Origin of the sequence: Micromonospora sp. NPDC049060 (assembly GCF_040649055.1) — a bacterium.
GTDB lineage: Bacteria > Actinomycetota > Actinomycetes > Mycobacteriales > Micromonosporaceae > Micromonospora > Micromonospora reichwaldensis.
Genome location: NZ_JBEZEV010000003.1, coordinates 147,781 through 169,388 on the forward strand (window position 1 = coordinate 147,781; position 21,608 = coordinate 169,388).

Genomic DNA, 21,608 nt, shown 5'->3' on the forward strand with positions numbered 1-21,608 from the left:
CTCCCTCTCCCCTGTGCGGTATTTTTATACCACGCCGGGTCGGGATGATCCGGGGGTATCCTGCTGGCATGGTTCGCCAACCACTCACCGCCGAACAGATCGCAGCGGGCCAGCGCCTCGGAGCCGCCCTCCGGGCCGCGCGGGCCGGCCGCAGCCTCGTCGAGGTGGCCCTGGCAGCCGGCATCTCCCCCGAGACGCTACGCAAGATCGAGGCGGGTCGCCTTCCCGCACCGGCGTTCGGCACCGTGGTCGGCCTCAGTCAGGCCCTCGACGTCCCGCTCAGCGACCTGGCCGATGTCTGGCGGGCCGACATGCCCATCCGCCAGGCGTCCTAGAGACCAGCCGCCCAAAACGGCTCGGTGGTCGCCCACGGCAGCGCTCTCCTGATGCCCCAGCGCCGCCGCGACAGGCAGTGGACCCCGCGCCGCAGCCTGCAATGGACCCTCGACGCCGGCACCCGCGCTGCGCGAGTGCCGGCGTGGCGACGGTCGAGGCGCTCAGTCGCAGCCCAGCCCTTGGGCGTACGCGGGCGGCGGGTTTCCGGCGGCGACCTTGTCGGCGATCTCCCAGAACACCTCCGGCCAGTCGCCCTCGTCGTTCATCTGGTGCAGCACGCGCCAGTTGTGGCTGCTGCGCAGGGCGTCGCCGGCGCGTTGGAGAGCCGCGTCGTCGCCGGCCCGCTTCGCGCGTAGCCATTCGGCGATCCATGCGCAGCCGACCCGGGAGGTCACCTGGGCGCCGAACTGGTAGGAGTCGTTGGTGCCGACGTCACTCAGCGCGGTGGGGTCGAAGTTCGGCGGCAGCGGCACGTCGGCGAGCACCTTCGCCGCCTCCTCGTCCACCCGCGCCGGCGTGACGATCTCCGCCGGTAGCGCGGCCAGCCAGGTGCGTACGTCGACGCGGACGACGGCGGCGAGGACCGTGTCGAACTCGTCCCGGCTCCAGCCTCCTCCGGCACGCAGCTCGACGAAGACGCCGTCGCGAGGGCGGAGCATGACCGCGAAGTCGTCGGAGCTGTAGCGGAACAGGTCGCCCGGCCAGCCGTCGACCCGCACCGCTTGCGGGGGGCTGACGTGGAGCCGGTCGGCGTGGAAGCTCTCGTACTGTCCGGCCGGGTACCAGTTCATCTCCAACTGGCGCCCGTCGTTGCTGAACGCGATGGTGCCCTGCTGCTCGGTGAACCCGTAGACGGTGACCACCTTCCAGCCTGGTTGGTCGATGAGCAGCCGCGGGTTCCCCTCGGCGGCCTTCATCGCCACCGGCGAGTAGACGACGGGGGCACCCGCACTGGCCGCATCAGTGGGAGGGGCCTGGCTGTCGTCCGGATGTTCGCGCAGCACGGTGGACACGGCGAGGAGGCCGGTGAGGACGGCGGCGGCGGTCAGCGCGCCGGCGAAGCGGCGAACGATGCCGCGGCCCGTTCGGGAGCGTGGTGGCGGTGACTCGACGATGCGTTCGAGCCTCGGCTCGGACATGATCTCCTCCAGGAGGGTCTGCTTCGCCCCGTCCAGGCGCCGGATGACGGCGGGTCGGTAGGGGTCGGCGTCTCGAACCATCCGGTCGAGGTGCTCCTCGGTCATCGGCCCTCCTTCGGGGTGGGTGCGGTCAGGACGTCGAGTACATGTCCGGGTGGGTCGGGGTCGTCACGGACGAGATCGCGCAGCCTGGCCCGGGCGCGCGACAGGCGGGTACGGACCACGGCCGGGCTCACCCGGAGGACCGCCGCCGCCTCCCGGGGCTCCAGGCCCTCCCAGACGGTAAGCATCAGCACCTCCCGGTCCAGCTCACAGAGGCGGGCCAGCGCGGCCTGGACGGTGAGCCGTGCCGGCACCTCGCTGCCCGGGTCGGCGGCGATCGCGGCCGTGAGCCCCTGTCGTAGCCGCTCGCCCAGCCGCTGCCGGCGTCTGCCGCTGCGATGGTGGTTGGCGAGCACCCGCCGGGCGACGCCGTACAGCCACAGCCGGGCCTCGGCTTCCGTCGGCATCTCGTGTCTGCGCCGCCAGGCCACGAGGAAGGTCTCCGCGACCACGTCGGCCGCGTCCTCGGGGTGCTCGACGCGCCGCAGGGCGTACGCCAGCAGCGGCTCGAAGCCCTCGGCGTAGACGCTTCGGAAACGGTCCTCGTGCTCGGTCGCGGAGCTCACGTCCACTCCATGTCCGGTCGGACGCCGATCGTGACGGGCCGTCGCCGCTCGACGTCGTCGTCAGACGGCGTCGAGCGGCGGCCGCGTCGGTCGACTCCCCGCCGTCCGCGCGGCTACCGGAGAGCCGCCGCGGCCCTTCCGGTCAGGAGCGGCCGGAGCTGATGCGGTCCAGGTGGGGCGCGAGTTCGTCGGTGATCAGCAGGTCGCGGCGGATCTCGTCGTGCGGGTAGCCGGCCCGGCCCACCATGTGCGCCGCGACGGGCGCGGTGGCGAGCTGGAAGGCGCCGACGAGCACGAGGGTGGTGATGTCCACCCCCGTACGCAGGCGCAGCGCGCAGCCGAGCAGGACGAGCAGCAGGCCGAGCACCTGGGGCTTGGCCGCCGCGTGCATCCGGGCGAGCAGGTCGGGGAAGCGCAGCAGCGCCGCCCCGGCGGCGACGCAGAGCAGCGCGCCGGCGATCAGGCAGACGCCGGCGGCGACGTCGAGGACGGCGTCGAGCGTCACTTGTCGTTCCTCCGGGCGGCGAACCGGGCGACGCTGACCGAGCCGACGAACCCGAGGATGGCGAGGACGACCAGCACGGGCAGCGCGGTGGCGTCGCGGCTGTAGGCGGCCTCGGTGGCGATGGCGGCGACGACGACGGCGAGCAGGACGTCGGTGGCGACGGCGCGGTCGAGGATGGACGGTCCGCGGATGATGCGGACGAGGGTCAGCCCGACGGCCACGGCGAGCAGCGCGGCGACGGTCACGGCGACGACGGTCATCTGGGTACCCCTTCCGGGTGGGTCGGCTCCGACGGGCCGGCGGCGTGGGGTTGCGTCACGCGGCGCAGTTCGTCGGGCGAGCCGATGGCGGCGACGATCCGCGCTTCGAGGTCGAGCACGCCCTGCCGGAACCGCTCGACCTCCTCGCGGCTGCGGACGCCGATGACGTGCACGTAGAGGGTGCCGGTCGTCCGGTCGGCCTCGATGATGAGGCTGCCGGGCACCAGGGACAGCGCCTCGGCGGTCAGCGTGAGGTTGAGGTCGGTGTTGACCCGCAGCGGCACGGCGATGATCGCGCTGAGTGGAGGTTTCCCGATCCGCACCGCCAGCCAGGCGATCTGGGCGGAGGCGACCACGAGGTCCCGCAGGAAACGCACCCAGAACCGCGCGAGCGGCACGGGGCGGATCCGTCCGGCGAAGGTCACCGGCGGCAGCGGGAAGACCGCCAGCAGCACGACGGAGAGCACCAGCCCGCTGATCAGGTTGGCCCAGGAGAGGGTGCCCCACAGCAGCACCCAGACGCCGGTCAGCCCGGTCACGGCGACGATCCGGTTGCGCCGGAGGGCCGTGCGGGTCAGCGGCGGGTTCGCCGGCGCGACGGGCTTCGGCGGGCTCATCGGGTCACTGGTCACGGGGCACCGTCCGGGAACACGGCCTCGACGTACGGGGTGCGGCGCAGCAGGTCGTCGGCCGCGTCGGTGCTGATGTCGAACAGCGGCCCGGCCACCACGGTCAGCGCCAGGCCGAGCACCACCAGGGCGGCGGTCGACCCGATCATCAGCCGGGGCAGCACCGCGCCCGACGCCTCGGGGGTCGGTGCCTTGTGCGGCTGCTCGGCACCGTCGGTGCGGGCGGCCCGCACGGCGTCGCCGACGTCCGGCATGTCCGGGTGCGGGGCACGCCAGAAGGCCAGGTTCCACACGCGGGCGATGGCGTAGAGGGTGAGCAGGCTGGTGAGCAGCCCGCCGACGACGAGCGTCCAGGCCAGCGGGCCGCCGTCGTCCACCCCGGCCTGGACGAGGCCGAGCTTGCCGAGGAAGCCGGAGAACGGTGGGATGCCGGCGAGGTTGAGCGCGGGCAGGAAGAACAGCACGGCCAGCAGCGGCGAGAGTCGGGCCAGCCCGCCGAGCCGGTCCAGGGCGGTGCTCCCGCCCCGGCGTTCGACGAGGCCGGCGGCGAGGAACAGGGTCGTCTGGATGGTGATGTGGTGCACCACATAGAAGATCGCCGCGGACAGCCCGAGGGAGGTGCTCAGGCCGACGCCGAAGAGCATGTAGCCGATGTGGCTGATGAGGGTGAACGACAGCAGCCGTTTGACGTCGGACTGGGCGACCGCGCCGAGGATGCCCACCACCATGGTCAGCGCCGCCACCACCAGCAGCAGGTCGGCGGTGCGCCCGCCGGGGAACAGCAGCGTCTCGGTGCGGATGATCGCGTACACGCCGACCTTGGTGAGCAGGCCGGCGAAGACCGCGGTGACCGGCGCCGGGGCGGTCGGGTAGCTGTCCGGCAGCCAGGCCGACAGCGGGAACACGGCCGCCTTGATGCCGAAGGCGAGCAGCAGCATGCCCTGCAGCACGAGCCGGATGTCGTCGGGCAGCGCGTCGAGCCGGTCCACGAGCTGGGCCAGGTTGAGGGTGCCGGTCGCCGCGTAGACCAGGCCGATCGCGACCAGGAAGATCAGCGACGACAGCAGGCTGACGACGACGTACGTGGTGCCGGCCCGGATCCGGGTCTCCGTGCTGCCCAGGGTCAGCAGCACGTAGCTGGCGACCAGCAGGATCTCGAAGCCGACGTAGAGGTTGAACAGGTCGCCGGAGAGGAACGCGTTGCACACGCCGGCGGTCAGCACGAGGTAGGTCGGGTGGTAGACCGACAGCGGCGTCTCCTCGTTGCCGTCGGCCGTGCCCTGCCCGATCGAGTAGACGAGCACGCAGAGGGTGACGGCGGCGGAGACGACGAGCATCAGCGCGGCGAGCTGGTCGGCGACCAGGACGATGCCCAGCGGCGCCACCCAGCCGCCGACCTCGACGACCAGCGGCCCGTCCACGGAGGAGCGGACCAGCAGCGTGGCCGCCACGGCGACGGTGGCGGTGAGGACCGTGAGGCTGACCCAGCGCTGGGCGCGTGGCCGGCCGACGAGCAGCAGCGTCAGGGCCGCGCCGAGCAGCGGCATCACCACCGGCAGGGGTACGAGCCAGGTCATCGGCCCCTCCCCGCGTCCCCGGCCGGGCTGGCCGTGGTGTCGTCGGCGGGCACGGTGGCCAGGGCGACGTCGCCGTCTCCGTCACCGTCTCCGGCGTCGTTGTCGGCGGTGCCCGGTCCCTCGTCCCGGTCGGCCAGCTCCATGATGCGGCGGTCCTCGACGTCGTCCTGCACCTCGTCGTGCCCGTTGAGGTGCCAGCTGCGGTACGCCAGGGCGAGCAGGAACGCGGTCATGCCGAGGGTGATGACGATCGCGGTCAGCACCATGGCCTGGGGCAGCGGGTCGCTCATGTCCCCCTCGGCGGTGGTGCCGACGATCGGCGGCCCGCCGGCCTTGCCGCCGGTGAGCAGCAGGAGGTTGGCGCCGTTGCCGAGCAGGATGACGCCCATCAGCACCCGCGTCAGGCTGCGCTCCAGCAGCAGCGTCACCCCGGCGGCGAAGAGGACGCCGACCACGAGGACGTAGGTCAGGTTCGGGTTCACACCAGCTCCTTCGTCCGGTCGTCGGCCTGTTCGGTCTCGCGTTGGTCGGTCTCCTGTTGCCGGTCCATCTCCGCGCCCAGGCTGCGCAGGATGTCCAGGACCAGGCCGACCACGATGAGGTAGACGCCGACGTCGAAGAAGACCGACGTGACGAAGTGGACGTGGCCGAAGACCGGCAGGTGCAGGTCCAGCAGGGCGCTCTGGAGGAACTCCCCGCCCAGCAGCATCGCGGCGACGCCCGTGCCGACCGCGACGAACAGCCCGGCGCCGAGCACCGCGCCGGCGTCGACCGGGGCGGCCCCGTTGAGTTCCGTGCGACCGCCCGCCAGGTAGCGCACGGCCAGCGCGAGCCCGGCCACCAGTCCGGCGGCGAATCCGCCGCCGGGGGCGTTGTGCCCGGAGAAGAGCAGGTATATCGAGAAGAGCACGATGGCGTGGAACAGCAGCCGGGTGACGACCTGGAGGATGACCGACTGCTGACGGGTGGTGGCGCCGGTGGTGAGCCAGCGGGGCCGCGCCGACTCGGTGCGGCCGACGCCGGGGATGCCCCTGCGCAGGTCGAGGTCCCGGGAGTGGCGGAAGATGAGGCTGGCCACGCCGGTGGCGGCCACCACCAGCACGGCGATCTCGCCCATGGTGTCCCACGCCCGGATGTCCACCAGGGTCACGTTGACGATGTTCTTGCCGCCGCCGTAGGAGACGGCCTCGTCGGGGAAGTCGACGGAGATCGGGGTGGCGATCCGCGCTCCCGCCGCGACGTACGCCATGCCGGCGGTGACCACGCCCACGGCGACGCCGAGCGCGATGCGACCGCGCCGGCTGGACCGGATGGGCCGCTCGGAGAACTTGGCGGGGAGGTGGCGCAGGACCAGTACGAACATGACGATCGTGACGGTCTCCACCAGGAACTGGGTCAGGGCCAGGTCCGGGGCGCCGTGCAGGATGAACAGCAGCGCGGTGCCGTAGCCGGCGACGCCGACGAGGATCATCGCGGTCAGTCGGCGCCGGGCGCGGGCGGCGGCCACGGCGGCCACGATCACCACCGCGGCGGCGACGGCCTGCAACGGGGTGTCCCACAGTTGGAACTGCTGCGGCCAGGGCATCCCGGCCAGCAGCGCCCCACCCGGCAAGGTGATCATCACCAGCAGGATGACGCCGAGATAGAAGGGGAGGGAGCCGCGCTGCGTGGCGCCGGTCAGCTCCACCGCGAGCCGGTCCACCCCGCCGATGAGCCGGTCGTAGACCGCGGCCCCGTCGAAGGGCAGTCGAACCGACGTGCCCAGCCGCCCCCGGTGCCGCAGGAGGAACAGCCCCACGCCGCCGGCGACCGCCAGCGCCGACAGGCCCAGCGCCAGGGTCGGCCCGTGCCACAGCGCGAGGTGGTAGCCGGGCTCGGCACTCTCGTACAGGTCCGCGTACGGGGCGAGGACCTTGTCGACGGCGGGCGCGAAGAGCCCCACCGCCAGGCCGGCGGCGGCGAGCACGACGGCCGGCGCGAGGAAGGGCCACCCGACCGGCCGGGCCTCGGTGGCGGGCACGTCGCCTTTGGTCGCGAACGCTCCCCAGACGAAACGCAGCGTGTAGGCCACGGTCAGCGCCGAGCCGAGCACCACGCCGGCGAGCACCACCAGGTCGGCGGTGCCGCCGTGCAGGAACGCCTCGACCGCCGCCTCCTTGGCGACGAATCCGGCCAGCGGCGGGAGGCCGGCCATGGAGGCCGCCGCGAGGCCCGCCACCACCGCGAGCGCCGGCACCCGCCGCCCGAGGCCGCTGAGTTCGCGCAGGTCACGGGTGCCGGCTACGTGGTCGACGACCCCGACGACGAGGAACAGGGTGGACTTGAACAGCGCGTGGGCCAGCACCATCGCCGCGCCGGCCAGCGCGGTGTCGCGGGTGCCGGCGCCGAGGACCACCATCAGCAGGCCGAGCTGGCTGACCGTGCCGTAGGCCAGCAGCAGCTTCAGGTCGACCTGTCGCAGCGCCGCCCAGCCGCCGAGGAACAACGTGATCAGGCCGCCGACGAGCAGGATCGGCCGCCACGGTGCGACCCCGACCACGGCCGGTCCCATCAGCGCGACGAGGAACACACCCGCTTTGACCATCGCCGCGGCGTGCAGGTAGGCGCTGACCGGGGTGGGCGCGGCCATCGCGCCGGGCAGCCAGAAGCTGAAGGGGAAGATCGCCGACTTGCTCAGCGCGCCGAGCAGGATCAGCACCAGGGCCACGGCCAGGTAGCCGCCGCCGGGCAGGTCGGTGGCGATCTGCGACCAGCGGTACGTGCCGGCGTGCTGGCCGAGCATGACGAACCCGGCGAGCATCGCCAGGCCGCCCAGGGTGGTCACGAGCAGCGCCTGCATGGCCGCGCGCCGGCTGGCCCGCTTGGTGGGGTCGCTGCCGATCAGCAGGTAGGAGAGGACGGTCGTCAGCTCCCAGAACACGTAGAGCAGCAGCAGGTCGTCGGATACCACCAGGCCGAGCATCGCCCCGGCGAAGGCGACGAAGACGGCCGCGAAGCGGCCCAGGCCCGGGTCGTCGGAGCGGAAGTAGCGGGCGCTGTAGGCGAGCACCAGCGCCCCGACCCCGCCGACGAGCACCACCATCAGCCAGGCCAGGGTGCCCATCCGCAGGGCGATCTCCAGGCCGAGCTGGGGAACCCAGGTGACCGTCTCGACGACCGGGGTGCCGGAGCGGACCGTCCCGGTGCGGGTCAGCGCCCAGACCAGGGTCGCCGCGGGAGCCAGGGCCACCAGGTAGAGCCCTTTTCGGCCCCAGATACGTATCAGTCCCGGGGCGATCACGGCTGCGAGTGCGTGGACCGCCACCAGAACCAGCACATACCCTCCCCAGAGTTCGACAACCGGTTAGCCAACCCTAACCGGTAAGGAGCGAATCTGCATATCGGCGATACGGCGCCGCCGGCGTGCCCGTGCCCGCCGGCGGCGCGGACGACCGGCCGTCGGCCTCCCGTCGGGAGGTCCACGGGGGCCGATGCGGCGGCCTCGTCGCCCGCGCCCCTCCTGCCTATCACGATCAGGAGGCGATCGCCCACCTTGCGGATACCCTTGGCGACCTGGCGAGCAGGGCGACGACGCGCACCCGGGCGCGACGCGACGGCGCCGGAAATCGAGGGCGACGGATGGGTGGGGCGATGCGGAGTGGGGTGCTGGTGTCGACCCGGACGGCTCTCGCCGGGGCGACGGGCAACGCCCTCGTGATGGGTGTGGCCGAGGTGAGCACGCCGCTCGGCTGGGTGCTGCTTCCGGGGCTGCTCGGCGTGTCCACCCGCCCCCGGGTGGCGGCGCTGATCTCCGCCTGGGCGGCCGTCCTGCTGGCGGCGTCCGTGGTCGTTCCCGTGGTACCCGGACACCGCGCCGACCCGTGGGCGCTCGGCGCCTCCGTGGCGAGCCTGGCCGCCGTACCGCTGCTGGCCTGGGCCCGGCGACGCCGCGGGGAGCGGGCAGTCGCCCGCGTGCCCGCGCCCCGCGACGTCGCCGTGTTCACCATGCCCGCCGGCACCGGACGCGCCGCGCTGGCCGTCTGCCGCGCCCCCGGGGAGGTCGCGGCGGCGGTACCGCTGCGCCGGGGCGGCCTGCGCGTCCTCCTCGGCGTGGCGCACGGGGCCACCCTGGCCCGCCCGGAGCACACCCGGGCGCTGGAGTCGGCCTTCCGGGACGAGGCCCTGCGCGGCGGAGGATCGCTGCCGCGGGCCGCCGGGGCCCTCGACGGCCTCGTGCGGGACATCGCCCCGGGCGGCTACCTCGCCGCCACCCTGGTGGAGGTCTCCCCCGAGGGGCGCGTCACCCTGCTGCGCTGCGGCGGCCCGGACGCCACCGCGCACGCCGGGGACGGGACCCGTCCCGTGGACCTGCCCGACGCCGGCCCGCTCGGCCTGACCGGGACGGCGACGAGCGTGGCGGAGGCGCCGGCCGGCACCCGGCGGCTGGCGGTCGCCCCGGCCGCCGGGCCGCACCGGCCGACCGAGGAGGCGCTGCGGGCCCCGCGTGCCGCGGACGCCGTAGTCGCGCTGACCCGACGCCCCGGCGGCGGCCGCCGGACCGGCCCGGCACTGGTGGTCGACCTGCCGCCCGAGCGGCCTGCCTGACCGCCGACCCCGGCCTGCGGGAAGCGTCCGGCCCCGGTCGGCGGGCGGCGGGCGACCCCGGTCAGCGGGCGGCGGCCCCGGTCAGCGCTGCCAGCGCACGACCCCGCCGACCACGGTGAGCGCCACCGTGAGGTCGCGCAGGGCCGCCGGCTCGACCCGGTACGGGTCGGTGGGCAGCGCGATGAAGTCCGCGAGCATCCCCGGGGTCAGCCGCCCCTTCAGGTGCTCCTCGTAGGAGGCGTACGCGCCCGCCTCGGTGAAGCAGCGCAGCGCCGTGTCGAGGTCGAGCCGCTCGTGCGGCTGCACGCCGCCGGGCGGGGTGCCGTCGGGCTGCTGCCGGGTCACCGCGGCGTGGATGCCGAAGAACGGATCCGGGTCCTCCACGGGGGCGTCCGAGCCGAAGGCCACCGTCGCGCCGGCGTCCAGCAGGCTGCGCCAGGCGTACGAGGCGAGGTCCCGGCCGGCGAGCATCCGGCTGGTCAGGGGGATGTCGCTGGTGCAGTGGGTGGGCTGCATCGAGGCGATCACGCCCAGCCGGGCGAGCAGCGGCACGTCCGCCGGGCGCAGGTGCTGGGTGTGCTCGATCCGGTGCCGCAGCCGCCGTACCGCCGTCGGGTGGGTGCGCGCCGACTCCTGCCAGTTGGCGTACGCCCGCAGCACCATCTCGTTCGCCGCGTCGCCGATGGCGTGCGCCGCGACGGCGATGCCGGCCCCGGCCGCCTTCGCCACCAGCCGTTCGAACTCCTCCGCCGGGGTGACGGCGATGCCGTGGTTGCCGGGCTCGCCGTCGTACGGCTCGGTCATCAGGCAGGTGTGCGAGCCGAGCGCCCCGTCGGTGAAGATCTTGACCGGGCCGGTGCTCAGCCAGCGGTCCCCGTCGCCTGTCGCCCAGCCCAGGTCGATCACCTCGTCCAACGCGGTCGACGGGATCGACTTGTGCACCCGCAGCGGCAGCTCGCCCCGGGCGTACAGGGTCTCGTAGGCGGCCCGGCAGTCCTGCCCGTCGATGTCGTGGATGCTGGTCAGGCCGACGGAGAGCAGCCGGGGCAGGTGGGTACGCAGTTGCGCGACCAGGTCACCGCTGAGCGAGGTGCGCATGACGTCGTACGCCGCGTCGCCGGCCGCCTCCCGCAGGATGCCGGTCGGCTCGCCGCGTTCGTCGCGGACGATCTGCCCGCCGATCGGGTCGGGCGTGCCGGCGTCGATGCCGAGTCGCCGGAGGGCGGCGGTGTTGACCCAGGTGGTGTGCCCGTCGATGGTGGGCAGCACGGCGGGCCGGTCCGGGCAGACGCGGTCCAGGTCGGCCCGGGTCGGCTGCACCGGGCGGTCCCACTTGTGGCTGTCCCAGCGCCCGCCGAAGAGCCAGGCGTCGGGCGGCAGGGTGGCGGCGTGCCGGGCGATCCGCGCCAGCGCCTCGTCGAGGCTGGTGGTGCCGCGCAGGTCCACCTGCTCCAGGCCGCGCACGTAGAGCGCCGAGTGCAGGTGGCTGTCGATCAGGCCGGGCAGCACCGTCATCCCGCCGAGGTCGACCCGGCGCGCGCCGGCGCCGGCGCGGTCCCGGCACTCGTCGAGGTCCCCGACCGCGACGATGCGCTCGCCGCGCACCAGCATCGCCTCGGCGTGCGGACGGGCGGGGTCGAGGGTGTGGATCCGGGCGTTCTCGAAAACCGTACCGGTCATGGGCTGCCTGCTTCGACGGTCGGGCGGGGCCGTCCATGCTAGACAGCTGCCCCCGGCGACGGGCGCGGTGGCACCCGGAGGCGGGGGCGTCGGGGAGGGCCACCACCGGGCCGCTTGCGGTACGCTACCGGCCAGTCACTACTACGACCCGTCGTGACCACCGTCGGGCACCCGCCCTCCGGTGGCCCGACACGGAGGTGCCGGATGGCTGACGACGCGGAGCTGACCGCGTGGGCGCTGGCCGCCGGCCGGGGTGACCCGACGGCCGCCGCCTGCTTCGTCCGGGCGACGCAGCAGCAGGTCCGCCGCTTCCTCGCCGCGCTGGTCACGCCCCGCGAGGCGGACGACCTGACCCAGGAGACCTTCCTGCGGGCGATGCGGTCGCTGCCGTCGTACGCCGGACGCTCCTCGACACGGACGTGGCTGCTCGCCATCGCCCGCCGGGTCGCGGCGGACCACGTCCGTACCGTCACGTCGCGGCCGCGCACGGTGCCGATGCCCGACGGGTACGACGTTGCCGACCCGGCGCGCAGCGGCTTCGACCGGCAGGTCGTGCTCGAACGCCTCATCGCGGCGTTGCCGAGGGACCGGCGGGAGGCGTTCGTCGCCACCCAGGTGCTGGGCCTGTCCTACGCCGAGGCCGCGGAGGTGTGCGGCTGCCCGGTGGGCACCATCCGCTCCCGGGTGGCCCGGGCCCGGGAGGATCTGGTCGCCGCCGCCCACGGCTGGTCGGAGCCGGACGCGGGCCGGGGCGGCGACGCCACCGGCTGACCCACCCCGCCGCGCTGACCTGCGGGAAGACGACGGTCCACGAAACTGCGCGGGAACCAACGACGGGTCCGGGACGACTACCGGTACATGGGGTGTGAGCAGTGGCGTGAGGTGCTGTCGGCGCAGTTGGACGGGGAGGAGACCGCCGCCGAGCGGACAGCCGTGGCGGCCCACCTGGCCGGCTGCGCCGGCTGCCGGACGTGGTACGACCGGGCCACGGCGGTGACCCGCCGGGCGCGGCTGTCGGTCGCCGTCGCCGGTGACGACCGCACCGACGCCATCCTCGGCGCGCTGCCCGCCCCGGCTCCGCGCCGCCGGCGGGAACGGGTCGTGCTCACCCTGCGGGCGGTCCTGGGCCTGGTCGGGGCGCTGCAACTCGTGCTGGGCCTGGCGCAGATCGGACGCGGCACGGCGAGCGCCCACGCGCACGTGGCGACCGGCGGGCTGATGTCGGGGCACCTGTGGCACGAGTCGGCCGCGTGGAACGTCGCCGTGGGCGCGGGCTTCCTCTTCGTCGCCGCCCGGCGCACCCCGCCGACCGGGCTGGTGCCGATGTTGAGCGCCTTCGTCGGCATGCTGGCGCTGCTGTCGGTCAACGACCTGCTGACCGGGTGGGTGGACACCGCCCGGCTGGTCAGCCACGGCTTCCTGCTCGCGGGCTACGTCATCGTCGTCGCCCTGTCCCGCCCGGGGCTGCGCCCCGACGGCCCGGCGCGGCGCAGCCGCCCGGACGAACCCCGCTGGAGCCTCCCCGCCGACGAGCCCACGGAGTCGCCGGGGCTGCGGCTGCTCCCGTCGCCGTATCCCGGCTCCGCCCGCGTCTCCGACCGCCGCGCGGCCTGACCGGTCACCAACCGCCCGGCTGACCACCACCAACCAGGAGAAGCGCCAGACATGCACAACCCGTCCCGCCGCCCGACCGTCGCGGCCCTCGTCGCCGCCGCGCTGGCCGCCACCGCGCTGCTGCTCGTACCGGCCGCCCCCGCCGCCGCGCACAACACGCTGCGGGCCGCCAGCCCCGCCGACGGCGACCGCCTGACGACGCCGCCGACGCGGGTCACGCTGGAGTTCGCGCAGCGGCTCGACCCGACCTTCACCACCATCGCGCTGACCGACGCCGCCCGGCGGAAGATCCCCACCGGCGGGCCCACCGTCGACGGGACGAAGGGCACGGTGACCGTCGACGAGACGCTGGGCGAGGGCACCTACACCGTCGCCTACCGGATCGTCTCCGCCGACGGGCATCCGGTGCAGGGGTCGTACCGGTTCACCGTGGCCAGCGGCGGCGGGGCGAGCACGGCGACGGGGGCGGTCACCGATCCGCCGGCCGCCGCCGCGTCTACCGCCGCCGCGCCGACCGCTGTCGCGGCCCCGTCCGCTGCCGCGGCCACGTCCGCTGCCGCCGCGCCGACCGACGCCGCCGCCCCGCCGGCCTCCGGGTCGGTCGACCCAGCCGCCGCCGCGACCGGCTCCGGCGGCCTCGGGACGGGCGGCGTGCTGCTTGCCGTCGGGGTCCTGGTGGCCGTCCTCGGCGGGACCGCGCTGCTGCTGCGCCGGCGCCGCGAGACCCGCTGACCGGCAGCACCCCGAGCCCCGCCCCTCCGGCACCGCGCCCCGGGCCGCCCCCGACGCGAACCGCCGCCCTCCCCGAACCCAAGGGACACCGACGTGCCAGACACCACCTCACGCCCCGCCCAGCCCGCCCGGGGCCCGGGCGCCGACTCCGTGACGACGACGGCGCCCGGTGACGCCGGGCCGGTCGCGGGCCCACCCGGTGCCGCCGGACCGGTCGCGGGCCCGCCCGGTGCCGCCGGACCGGTCGCGGGCCCGCCCGGCGCCGGCGTCCGTCCCGGCTCCCGGGGGCGTGGCGCGGGGCTCGTACCCGTCGCGGCCGTGGCGTCGGCGGTGGCCGTACTCCTGCTCGGTTTGCGGGCCGGCGACGCGCTCGCGGTCGCGATCCCCGGGCTGCCGGACCCGGGGCCGGTCACGGCGTGGGCGCTGCCCGTGGTCCGGCTGCTCGCCGACGGCCTCGCCACCCTGACGGTCGGAATGCTGGTGACGGCGGCCTTCCTGCTGCCCGGCGACGGGCGGAGCGTCTCGGCGTACGGCTGGCTGCTGCTGCGCCGCGCGGGCACGGCGGCGGCGGGCTGGGCGGTGGCCGCGGTGACGCTGATCGTGCTGACGGTCTCGGACCTGCTCGGCGTCCCCGTGGACGGACTCGGCGCCCCCACCGTGGTCAGCTTCGCCACCTCGATCTCGCAGGGGCAGGCGCTGCTGCTCCAGGCGGGGCTGGCGCTGGCGGTGGCGGTGCTGGCCCGGGTTGGCGTGTCACGCGGGCTCGCCGCCCTGACGGCGTTGGTCGCGCTGGTCGGGGTGCTGCCGCCGGCGTTCACCGGGCACGCCGCCGGGGCGGGCAACCACCAGATCGCGGTGTCCAGCCTCGCCCTGCACGTGCTGGCCGCCGCCCTCTGGGTCGGCGGGCTGGTGGCGTTGCTGATGGTCCGCCGCAGCCGGCAGCTCGCCGACGCCGCCCACCGGTACGGCCGCCTCGCCCTGGGCTGCTTCGTGGCCGTCGCGGTGAGCGGATCGGCCAACGCGGCCGTACGCCTCGGCGACGTGACCCAGCTCTGGCAGTCCCGGTACGGCTGGCTGGTCCTCGGCAAGCTCGTCGCCCTGGCGGTCCTGGGCACCCTGGGCGCCGTGCACCGGTCGCGGACCCTGCCGGCCCTGCGCGCGGGTCGACGCGGCGCGTTCGCCCGGCTGGCCGCCGGCGAGGTGGTCGTGTTCGCCGCCACCGTCGGGCTGGCGGTGGCGTTGTCCCGCAGCCCCACCCCGGTGACGCAGGGCCCGCTCGACGCCGATCCGATCACCGAGCTGCTCGGCTTCCCGATGCCCGCCGCGCCGACCCCGGAACGCCTGGTGGGCCAGCCGTTGCCGGACATGTTCTTCCTGACCCTCACCGTCCTCGGCATCGGCGGCTACCTGGCCGGGGTGTGGCGGCTGCAACGGGCCGGGCACCGCTGGCCGCTGGCCCGGACCGCGAGCTGGTCGGCCGGCCTGCTGCTGCTGGCCGCCGTCACCAACCTGGGCGTGGCCCGCTACGCGTACGTGCTGTTCAGCGCCCACATGGTGCAGCACATGGTGCTGTCGATGCTGGTGCCGATCCTGCTCGTCGGCGGCGCCCCGGTCACCCTCGCGCTGCGCGCCCTACGTCGCCCCGCCGACCCGCAGGTCCGTGGTGCGCGGGAGTGGCTGCTGCTGGCGCTGCACAGCCGGCCCGCGAGGCTGCTCACCCACCCCCTGGTCGCACTGGGCATCTACGCCGGCAGCCTCTTCGGCCTCTACCTCAGCGACCTGCTCGGCACGCTGATGCGCTCCCACCTCGGCCACCTGGCCATGCTCACGCACTTCGTGGTCGCCGGGTACCTGCTGTTCTGGGTGCTCATCGGGGTCGACCCGGGCCGGTCGAGGCTCCCCCACCCCATCCTGGTGATCATCCACCTCGCGGCGATGATGGCGCACGGCTTCTTCGGCCTCGTGCTGATGCAGACCACCAGCCTCATCGCCCCGGACTGGTACGTCGCCGTCCACCCCGACTGGGCGTCGTCGCTGCTGGAGGACCAGCGGCTGGGCGCGGGCATCGCCTGGGCGTTCGGGGAGATCCCCGCCGCGGTCGTGCTGGTCGTGCTGGTCCGCCAGTGGATCCGCGCCGACGGGCGGGAGCAGGCCCGCCTCGACCGGGCCGCCGCCCGCGCCGAGGCCACCGGCGAGCCGGACGACCTGGCCCGCTACAACTCGTTCCTCGCCGCAGCCGGCCGCGCCGACGCCACCGACTCCGACGGTTCCGCCGCGACGTCGGCCCGTACCCGGTAGACGTCGGCCCGTACCCGGTAGACGTCGGCGATCGGCCCCGGGGGGCCGGTCAGGGCTGCGGCGGGGGCGGCAGGTCGACCACCCGGGTGGCCCAGCGGGCCATCAGCGCCGGGTCGTGGGTGATGAGCAGGACCCCGGCGGCGTGCTCCCGCTGGTAGTCGGTGATGACGGCCGCGAGGTGCGCCTGGGTGGAGGCGTCGAGCATGGCCGTGGCCTCGTCGCAGAGCAGGTAGTCCGGCCGGTGCACGAGCGCGCGGGCGAGGCAGGCGCGTTGCAGCTGCCCGTCGCTGACGGCGTGGGGGCGGCGGGCGAGCAGGTCGGGCGTGAGGCCGACGAGGTCGGCCAGCTCCGCCGCGCGGGCCCGCGCCGGCGCCTCGGGCGTGCCGGTGGCGCGCAGCGGTTCGGCGATGATGTCGGCGAGGCCCAGCCGGGGGTCGGTGGCCGCGCGGGGGCTCTGGAACAGGATCGCGACGCGGGTACGGACGGCGGCGGGCAGCCGGTGCCGGGCGCCCGCCACCCGCTGACCGTCGAGGGTGACGTGCCCGGCTTCGGGGGCGTGCAGCAGGGCCAGCACCCGGGCGAGGGTGGACTTTCCGCTGCCCGAGGGCCCGCGCAGGCCGACCGTCTCGCCGGGGGCGACACGCAGGTCCACGCCGTCGAGGACGCGCCGGCCGCCGTAGGAGACCGCGACCTCGTGGGCGGCGAGCGCGGTAGTGGTCATGCCGGCGGTGCTGGTCATGCCGGCGCTCCGAGGGTCAGCGGGTGGTGACAGGCGATCCGGGCCGGGGTGCCCGCCGAGGGCGCGGGCGGGGTGCGGCAGATGTCGGTGGCGCGGTCGCAGCGCGGGGCGAAGGCGCAGCCGGGAGGCAGGTCGGTGAGCATCGGCGGATGGCCGGGGACCGGCCGGAAGGCCCGCTCGGGCAGGGCGTCGAGCAGGCCGGCGGTGTAGGGGTGGGCGGGTGCCGCGAAGAGTTCGGCCGTCGGCCGCCGTTCCACGATCCGGCTCGCGTACATGACGGCGACCGTGTCGGCGACTCGGCGGGCGGCGGCCAGGTCGTGAGTGATGAGCAGGACGGCACCGCCGGCGTCGCAGCGGCGGCGCAGCAGGTCGAGGGTGTGGTCGACCAGAGGCCGGTCGAGGCCCGTGGTGGGTTCGTCGGCGAGCAGCAGCGGCGGGTCGGGGGCGAGGGCGAGGGCGGTGGCCAGGCGTTGGGCCATGCCGCCGGAGAGCTCGTGGGGATAGCGGTCGAGGTCGGCGGGGTCGAGCCCGACGTCGTCGGCGACCCGCTCGGCCGCCGCGGGCGCCTCGCGCCGGGTGCGCCCGTGGGCGCGCAGGGTCTCCTCGAGCAGCCGCCGGCCCGTCCGTACGGGAGTCAGGGCGGTGGCGGGGCTCTGCGGGACCAGCCCGACCGCGCGGCCGCGTACGGCGCGGGCGAGGTGCCGCTCCGAGGAGTTCACCAGGTCGACCTGCGCCCCGGTGGGCGGGCGCAGGCGGGCGTGACCCGTGACGGTGGCGTTACCGGGGAGCAGGCCGAGCAGGGCGTGCGCGAGCACCGACTTGCCGCAGCCGGACTCCCCGACCACCGCCAGGAGTTCGCCCGGGTGGATGGTCAGGTGCAGGTCGGTGACGGCCTGCACGACGGCGTCGCGGAGCTGGAAGCGGACAATCAGCCCGTCGACCTCCAACAGGCCCGGCCGACCGTCGGCGGCGGTACCGGCGGGGGCGGCGGCATCACCCGTGGCGGCGGCGGTGGCGGTGGCGGTGGCGGTGGGCTCGCGGGTGGTGGTCACAGGTGCAGCTCCGCTCGTACGCGCGGGTCGAGGCGGTCGCGCCACCGGCCGGTGAGGGCGGCCAGGGCCAGCGTGACGACAACGAGGAGCAGGCCGGGCACGATGCTGGCCCACCAGGCGCCGGTGAGCAGGGACCGCTGCCCGTCGTTGATCATGTTGCCGATCGAGGCCAGGTGCGGGGGCAGGCCCAGGCCGAGGAAGGACAGCGCGGTCTCGTGCCAGACGGCGTGCGGCACCATCAGCGTGGTGGCCAGCGCCAACCGGGGCAGCACGTGCGGGAGCAGGTGCCGGGTGATCACCCGGGTGCGGCTCGCGCCGCCGGAGATCGCGGCGTCGATGAACGGCCGGGTGCGCAGGCTGAGCAGCTCCGACCGGACGATGCGGGCGGTGGAGAGCCAGTGCGTCAGCCCGATCGACAGGATCACCGCGCCGAGGCTCGGGCGCAGCATCGCGACGATGAAGATGCCCAGCAGCAGGTGCGGCAGCGCCGCGATGGTGTCGACCACCCGCATGAGCACGCGGTCGACCCAGCCGCCGAGGGTGCCGGCCACCGCGCCGACGAGGCCGCCGATCACGGTGGCGACGAGCGCGGCGACCGCGCCGACGAGCAGCGAGACCCGCAGGCCGTAGAGGCTGCGGTGGGCCACGTCGCGGCCCAGGTCGTCGGTGCCGGCCGGGTCCGCCCAGGAGGGCGCCAGCCGGGTACGGGCCAGGTCCACCGCGCTCTCGTCGAGCGGCCAGAGGACGGGGGCGAGGAGGCAGGCCAGGCCCGCGCCGACGAGCACGGCCCAGGCGAGCGCGGCACCGACCCGGCCCGTACGCGGCTTCGGCCGCCGGACCCGGGCGGGCAGGGCGAGGTCAGTCATCGAGGCGTACCCGGGGATCGGCGGCGGCGTAGGCGAGGTCGGTGCCCAGGTTCGCGGCCAGCACCACGACGGTGGTGGCCAGGGTCGTGGCGGCCAGCAGCGGGAAGTCGCTGCCCAGCGCGGCCTGTACGGTCACCGCGCCGAGGCCGGGCAGGGAGAACACGGTCTCCACCAGGACGGCCCCGCCGATCAGCTCGGGCAGGTGGGTGCCGACGAGGGTGAGGAACGGCAGCAGGGCGGTACGCAGGGCGTGGCCGAACAGGACGGTGCGGCCGGGCAGGCCCCGGGCCCGGGCGGCGAGGACGTGGTCGTCGCGGAGGCTGTCGGCGACGGCGTCCCGGATGAACAGCACGAACCACGGCGTCTGGGCGATCGCCAGCACGCCCACCGGCAGGATCAGGTGCCGGGCCACGTCGGCGGGGTCGGTGCCGGTGGCGGTGATGTCGGTGAGCCCGCCCGCCGGCAGCCAGCCGAGGGTGAGGGCGAAGAGGGCGATCGCGGCCAGCCCGATCCAGAACACCGGCATCGACTGCACGGCGTACGCGGTGGCGCGCAGCGCCCGGTCGAACCAGCCGCCACGCCGGTACGCGGCCAGCGTGCCCAGCAGCAGGCTCGCCACGAGGACGAGGGCGAGGGCGGCGCCGACGAGCAGCAGGGTCCAGCCGGCGCGGGCGGCGAGCACGGAGGTGACCGGTTCGTGGCGGCTGGTGGACCAGCCCAGGTCGCCCTGGAGCAGGTTGCCGACCCAGCGCAGGTACTGCACCGGCAGCGGGTCGTCGACGCCCCAGTTGGCGCGGATCTGCGCCAGGTTCTCCTCGGTGGCGGTGAACGCCGCCGCGCCCGCGTACTGCTGGGCGGGGTCGATGGGCGAGGCCGCGCCGAGGGCGAACATGCCGACGCTGGTGGCGGCGAGGATGGGTACGGCCACCAGCAGCCGCCGGCGGACCACCTTGCCGGCTCCCGCCAGCCGCCGCGGCCGGCGCCGGGCGGTGGTCCTCGCCGGGGGTGGCGCGGCGGTCGGGGCGGGGGTCTTCGCTGTCGGGGCGGGCGTCGTCACGACTTCTTCGTCCAGGTGTGGATGTTCCACCAGAGGCTGTTGGCGACGTCGTGCTCGTGCGGCTCCACCCGGGGGGTCACCCCGGCGACCGAGTCCTTCACCACGTAGGTGTGCTGGAGGTAGGTGAGGAACACCCACGGCATGTCGGTGGCGAGCTGCTTCTGGAACGTGGCGTACGCGGCCTTGCGGGCCGCCGGGTCGGCGTTGGCGCGGCCGTCCTGCAACGCCTTGTCCACCACGGGCGACCGGTAGGAGCCGGGGTTGAAGAAGCCCTGGCCGGCGAAGGCGGAGCCGAACAGCTTGTAGGAGACGAAGTCCGGGTCGTACGGGGTGCCGTAGCCCATCATGAGCGCGTCGCTGCCCATCCGGGGGGTGATCGCGTCCCAGGTCAACCCCTCGGGGGTGATCTTGATGCCGACCTTCTTCGCGTCGGCGGTCACCGCGAGGGCGAGTTCCTTGCGGAGGCTGTCCGTGGCCGGGTACATGAGCGCGAACGCCGCCTGCCGGCCGTCCTTGGCGCGGATCCCGTCCGGGCCCGGCTTCCAGCCGGCGGCGTCGAGGGCGGCGGTCGCGGCGGCCGGGTCGGCGGCGGGCCTGCCCACGATCGACGGCTCGGCGAACTCCGACGTCGGCGGGACCGGCCCGAACGCGGGCTCGCCGGCACCGCCGAGCAGCCCGGTGACCATCGCCGCGCGGTCCACCGCCGCGTTCAGTGCCCGCCGCACCGCAAGGTCGGCGGTGACCGGGTTGCCCATCGGCAGCATCACGCCCCGGTAGTCGGCGGTGGGCACCCGCTGCACCCGGTAGCCGGCCTGCCCGTCGAAGCCGGTGGTCAGCTTCGGCGCCAGCTCCGCCGCGTCGAACTCCCCCGCCCGCATCCGCTGCGCGCGTACGTTGTCGTCGGCGACGAACGCCACCACCACGCCGCCGTTGGCGGGCCTGCCGCCCCACCAGCTCTCGTTGGCCGCGAGCACGAGCCGGTCGCCCGGGGTCCACGACGTCACGCGGTACGGGCCGGTGCCCACCGGCTTGCGGTTGAACTCGGCCTTGTTGATGTCCTGCCCGGTGAGCGCCTTGGCCGGCACGATCCCGAGGGCCAGCCGCTGCGCGAAGGGCGCGTAGGCGTACTTCAGGGTGAACACCACGGTCGACGGGTCGGGCGCGGTGACCGAGGCGAGCATGTCCAGGTCGGAGCGGAGCGTGGAGTCGACAGTCGGGTCCAGCACCGCCTGGTAGGTGAAGACCACGTCCTGGGCGGTGAACGGGCTGCCGTCGTGGAACAGCACGCCGTCGCGCAGCTTCGCGGTGACCGTCCTGCCGTCCGCCGACACGGTCGGCAGTTCCCGGGCCAGCGCCGGCACGAGCTGGTTGCGAGCGTCGCGGGCGACCAGCCCGTCGAAGATCAGGGAGCCGCCGTCGACGCCGTAGTTGAGCACCGGGTTCAACGCGTCCGGCTCACCCGCCGTCGCCACGACGAGCGTGCCGGCGCCGGCCGCGCCCGTCGACGTGGTCGTCGGCGAGGAACAGCCTGCCACGGCGAGGACACCGGCGACGGCCACCGCCGCCACGCGCTTGGACACAGGCGTACCCATCACATGCTCCCGGGTCTGTTTCTCCGCACGACCGCCCGGCGTCGCACCCGGGCCGGCGTCCTGATCTTGGCCGACGTGCCCGCAGTGGTCCACGGTCACGAGCGGGCGGACGCCGCGGCGATGGTCTGGATCATCGCGCCCGGGCAGCCGGCCACTAACGCCAGCATTCCGCAATTGCCAATCTCGTGCAACAAGCGCCGGGCGGCCATGTAGCCCAGGCCACACCCCGTCCACGTCGGAGCGCGACGGTCAGCCGCAGGGTACGGCCCGGCGCGGGTGA

20 protein-coding genes are annotated in these 21,608 nt (G+C 75.0%); 6 read left to right on the forward strand and 14 right to left on the reverse strand.

Translation table 11 applies throughout. From position 1 onward, the window contains the following. Window positions 1-68 precede the first annotated feature (68 nt). Window positions 69-335: a helix-turn-helix transcriptional regulator gene (locus tag AB0B83_RS02620; RefSeq protein WP_357576654.1), complete on the forward strand. Its 267-nt coding sequence runs from the start codon at window positions 69-71 to the stop codon at window positions 333-335. A 162-nt stretch (window positions 336-497) separates the two neighbouring features. On the opposite strand, the gene AB0B83_RS02625 is transcribed toward AB0B83_RS02620, so the two are convergent. From AB0B83_RS02625 to AB0B83_RS02660, 8 genes are all read right to left on the reverse strand, one after another. Beyond that, window positions 498-1,580, reverse strand: coding sequence for a hypothetical protein (locus tag AB0B83_RS02625; protein ID WP_357576655.1), 1,083 nt, complete (start codon window positions 1,578-1,580; stop codon window positions 498-500). Next, window positions 1,577-2,143 (reverse strand): RNA polymerase sigma factor, encoded by a 567-nt coding sequence (locus AB0B83_RS02630; RefSeq protein WP_357576656.1) that lies wholly within the window; start codon window positions 2,141-2,143, stop codon window positions 1,577-1,579. The genes AB0B83_RS02625 and AB0B83_RS02630 overlap by 4 nt, the downstream gene beginning before the upstream one ends. Before the next feature lie 142 nt (window positions 2,144-2,285). After that, window positions 2,286-2,648: a monovalent cation/H(+) antiporter subunit G gene (mnhG, locus tag AB0B83_RS02635; RefSeq protein ID WP_151453966.1), complete on the reverse strand. Its 363-nt coding sequence runs from the start codon at window positions 2,646-2,648 to the stop codon at window positions 2,286-2,288. Further along, a complete protein-coding gene (locus AB0B83_RS02640) occupies window positions 2,645-2,908 on the reverse strand; it encodes a monovalent cation/H+ antiporter complex subunit F (protein WP_089002241.1) in 264 nt (87 codons plus the stop codon). Before AB0B83_RS02640 ends, mnhG begins: the two co-directional genes overlap by 4 nt. After that, entirely contained in the window at window positions 2,905-3,540 is a 636-nt protein-coding gene (locus AB0B83_RS02645) for a Na+/H+ antiporter subunit E (RefSeq protein ID WP_357576657.1), read from the reverse strand. The genes AB0B83_RS02640 and AB0B83_RS02645 overlap by 4 nt, the downstream gene beginning before the upstream one ends. Then, window positions 3,537-5,114: a Na+/H+ antiporter subunit D gene (locus AB0B83_RS02650; RefSeq protein ID WP_357576658.1), complete on the reverse strand. Its 1,578-nt coding sequence runs from the start codon at window positions 5,112-5,114 to the stop codon at window positions 3,537-3,539. Before AB0B83_RS02650 ends, AB0B83_RS02645 begins: the two co-directional genes overlap by 4 nt. Beyond that, on the reverse strand, window positions 5,111-5,596 hold the full coding sequence (locus AB0B83_RS02655) for a Na(+)/H(+) antiporter subunit C (RefSeq protein WP_225852117.1): 486 nt from the start codon (window positions 5,594-5,596) through the stop codon (window positions 5,111-5,113). Before AB0B83_RS02655 ends, AB0B83_RS02650 begins: the two co-directional genes overlap by 4 nt. Then, entirely contained in the window at window positions 5,593-8,430 is a 2,838-nt protein-coding gene (locus AB0B83_RS02660) for a Na+/H+ antiporter subunit A (protein WP_357576659.1), read from the reverse strand. Before AB0B83_RS02660 ends, AB0B83_RS02655 begins: the two co-directional genes overlap by 4 nt. Before the next feature lie 314 nt (window positions 8,431-8,744). Between AB0B83_RS02660 and AB0B83_RS02665 the strand changes: the two genes are divergently transcribed. After that, complete coding sequence (locus tag AB0B83_RS02665) at window positions 8,745-9,698, forward strand: hypothetical protein (RefSeq protein ID WP_357576660.1); 954 nt, start codon at window positions 8,745-8,747, stop codon at window positions 9,696-9,698. An 81-nt stretch (window positions 9,699-9,779) separates the two neighbouring features. Here the strand turns inward: AB0B83_RS02665 and AB0B83_RS02670 are convergent, their stop codons facing one another. Next, window positions 9,780-11,378 carry an amidohydrolase gene (locus AB0B83_RS02670; protein ID WP_357576661.1) on the reverse strand — a complete coding sequence of 533 codons (1,599 nt, stop codon included), beginning with the start codon at window positions 11,376-11,378 and terminating at the stop codon, window positions 9,780-9,782. Between the two features lie 204 nt (window positions 11,379-11,582). Here AB0B83_RS02670 and AB0B83_RS02675 point away from each other — a divergent pair, with 204 nt between their 5' ends. The 4 genes from AB0B83_RS02675 to AB0B83_RS02690 all read left to right on the forward strand — a co-directional run bounded on the left by AB0B83_RS02675 (window position 11,583) and on the right by AB0B83_RS02690 (window position 16,022). Further along, entirely contained in the window at window positions 11,583-12,149 is a 567-nt protein-coding gene (locus AB0B83_RS02675) for a sigma-70 family RNA polymerase sigma factor (RefSeq protein WP_357576662.1), read from the forward strand. Between the two features lie 87 nt (window positions 12,150-12,236). Then, window positions 12,237-12,992: a zf-HC2 domain-containing protein gene (locus AB0B83_RS02680; protein ID WP_357576663.1), complete on the forward strand. Its 756-nt coding sequence runs from the start codon at window positions 12,237-12,239 to the stop codon at window positions 12,990-12,992. A gap of 51 nt (window positions 12,993-13,043) precedes the next feature. Then, window positions 13,044-13,724, forward strand: a complete 681-nt coding sequence (locus AB0B83_RS02685; RefSeq protein ID WP_357576664.1) for a copper resistance CopC family protein — start codon at window positions 13,044-13,046, stop codon at window positions 13,722-13,724. A gap of 318 nt (window positions 13,725-14,042) precedes the next feature. Beyond that, the gene (locus tag AB0B83_RS02690) at window positions 14,043-16,022 is read left to right on the forward strand and encodes a bifunctional copper resistance protein CopD/cytochrome c oxidase assembly protein (RefSeq protein ID WP_357576665.1); all 1,980 of its coding nucleotides are present in this window, start codon (window positions 14,043-14,045) and stop codon (window positions 16,020-16,022) included. A gap of 49 nt (window positions 16,023-16,071) precedes the next feature. On the opposite strand, the gene AB0B83_RS02695 is transcribed toward AB0B83_RS02690, so the two are convergent. Genes AB0B83_RS02695 through AB0B83_RS02715 form a run of 5 tightly spaced genes read right to left on the reverse strand, consistent with a single transcriptional unit; the run spans window position 16,072 to window position 21,328 of the window. Further along, window positions 16,072-16,761: an ATP-binding cassette domain-containing protein gene (locus AB0B83_RS02695; protein WP_357576666.1), complete on the reverse strand. Its 690-nt coding sequence runs from the start codon at window positions 16,759-16,761 to the stop codon at window positions 16,072-16,074. Next, window positions 16,758-17,813: an ABC transporter ATP-binding protein gene (locus AB0B83_RS02700; RefSeq protein ID WP_357576667.1), complete on the reverse strand. Its 1,056-nt coding sequence runs from the start codon at window positions 17,811-17,813 to the stop codon at window positions 16,758-16,760. The genes AB0B83_RS02695 and AB0B83_RS02700 overlap by 4 nt, the downstream gene beginning before the upstream one ends. After that, complete coding sequence (locus AB0B83_RS02705; protein ID WP_357576668.1) at window positions 17,810-18,679, reverse strand: ABC transporter permease; 870 nt, start codon at window positions 18,677-18,679, stop codon at window positions 17,810-17,812. The genes AB0B83_RS02700 and AB0B83_RS02705 overlap by 4 nt, the downstream gene beginning before the upstream one ends. After that, window positions 18,672-19,736 (reverse strand): ABC transporter permease, encoded by a 1,065-nt coding sequence (locus AB0B83_RS02710; protein WP_357576669.1) that lies wholly within the window; start codon window positions 19,734-19,736, stop codon window positions 18,672-18,674. The genes AB0B83_RS02705 and AB0B83_RS02710 overlap by 8 nt, the downstream gene beginning before the upstream one ends. Then, window positions 19,733-21,328 (reverse strand): ABC transporter substrate-binding protein, encoded by a 1,596-nt coding sequence (locus tag AB0B83_RS02715; protein WP_357576670.1) that lies wholly within the window; start codon window positions 21,326-21,328, stop codon window positions 19,733-19,735. The genes AB0B83_RS02710 and AB0B83_RS02715 overlap by 4 nt, the downstream gene beginning before the upstream one ends. Window positions 21,329-21,608: the final 280 nt, after the last annotated feature.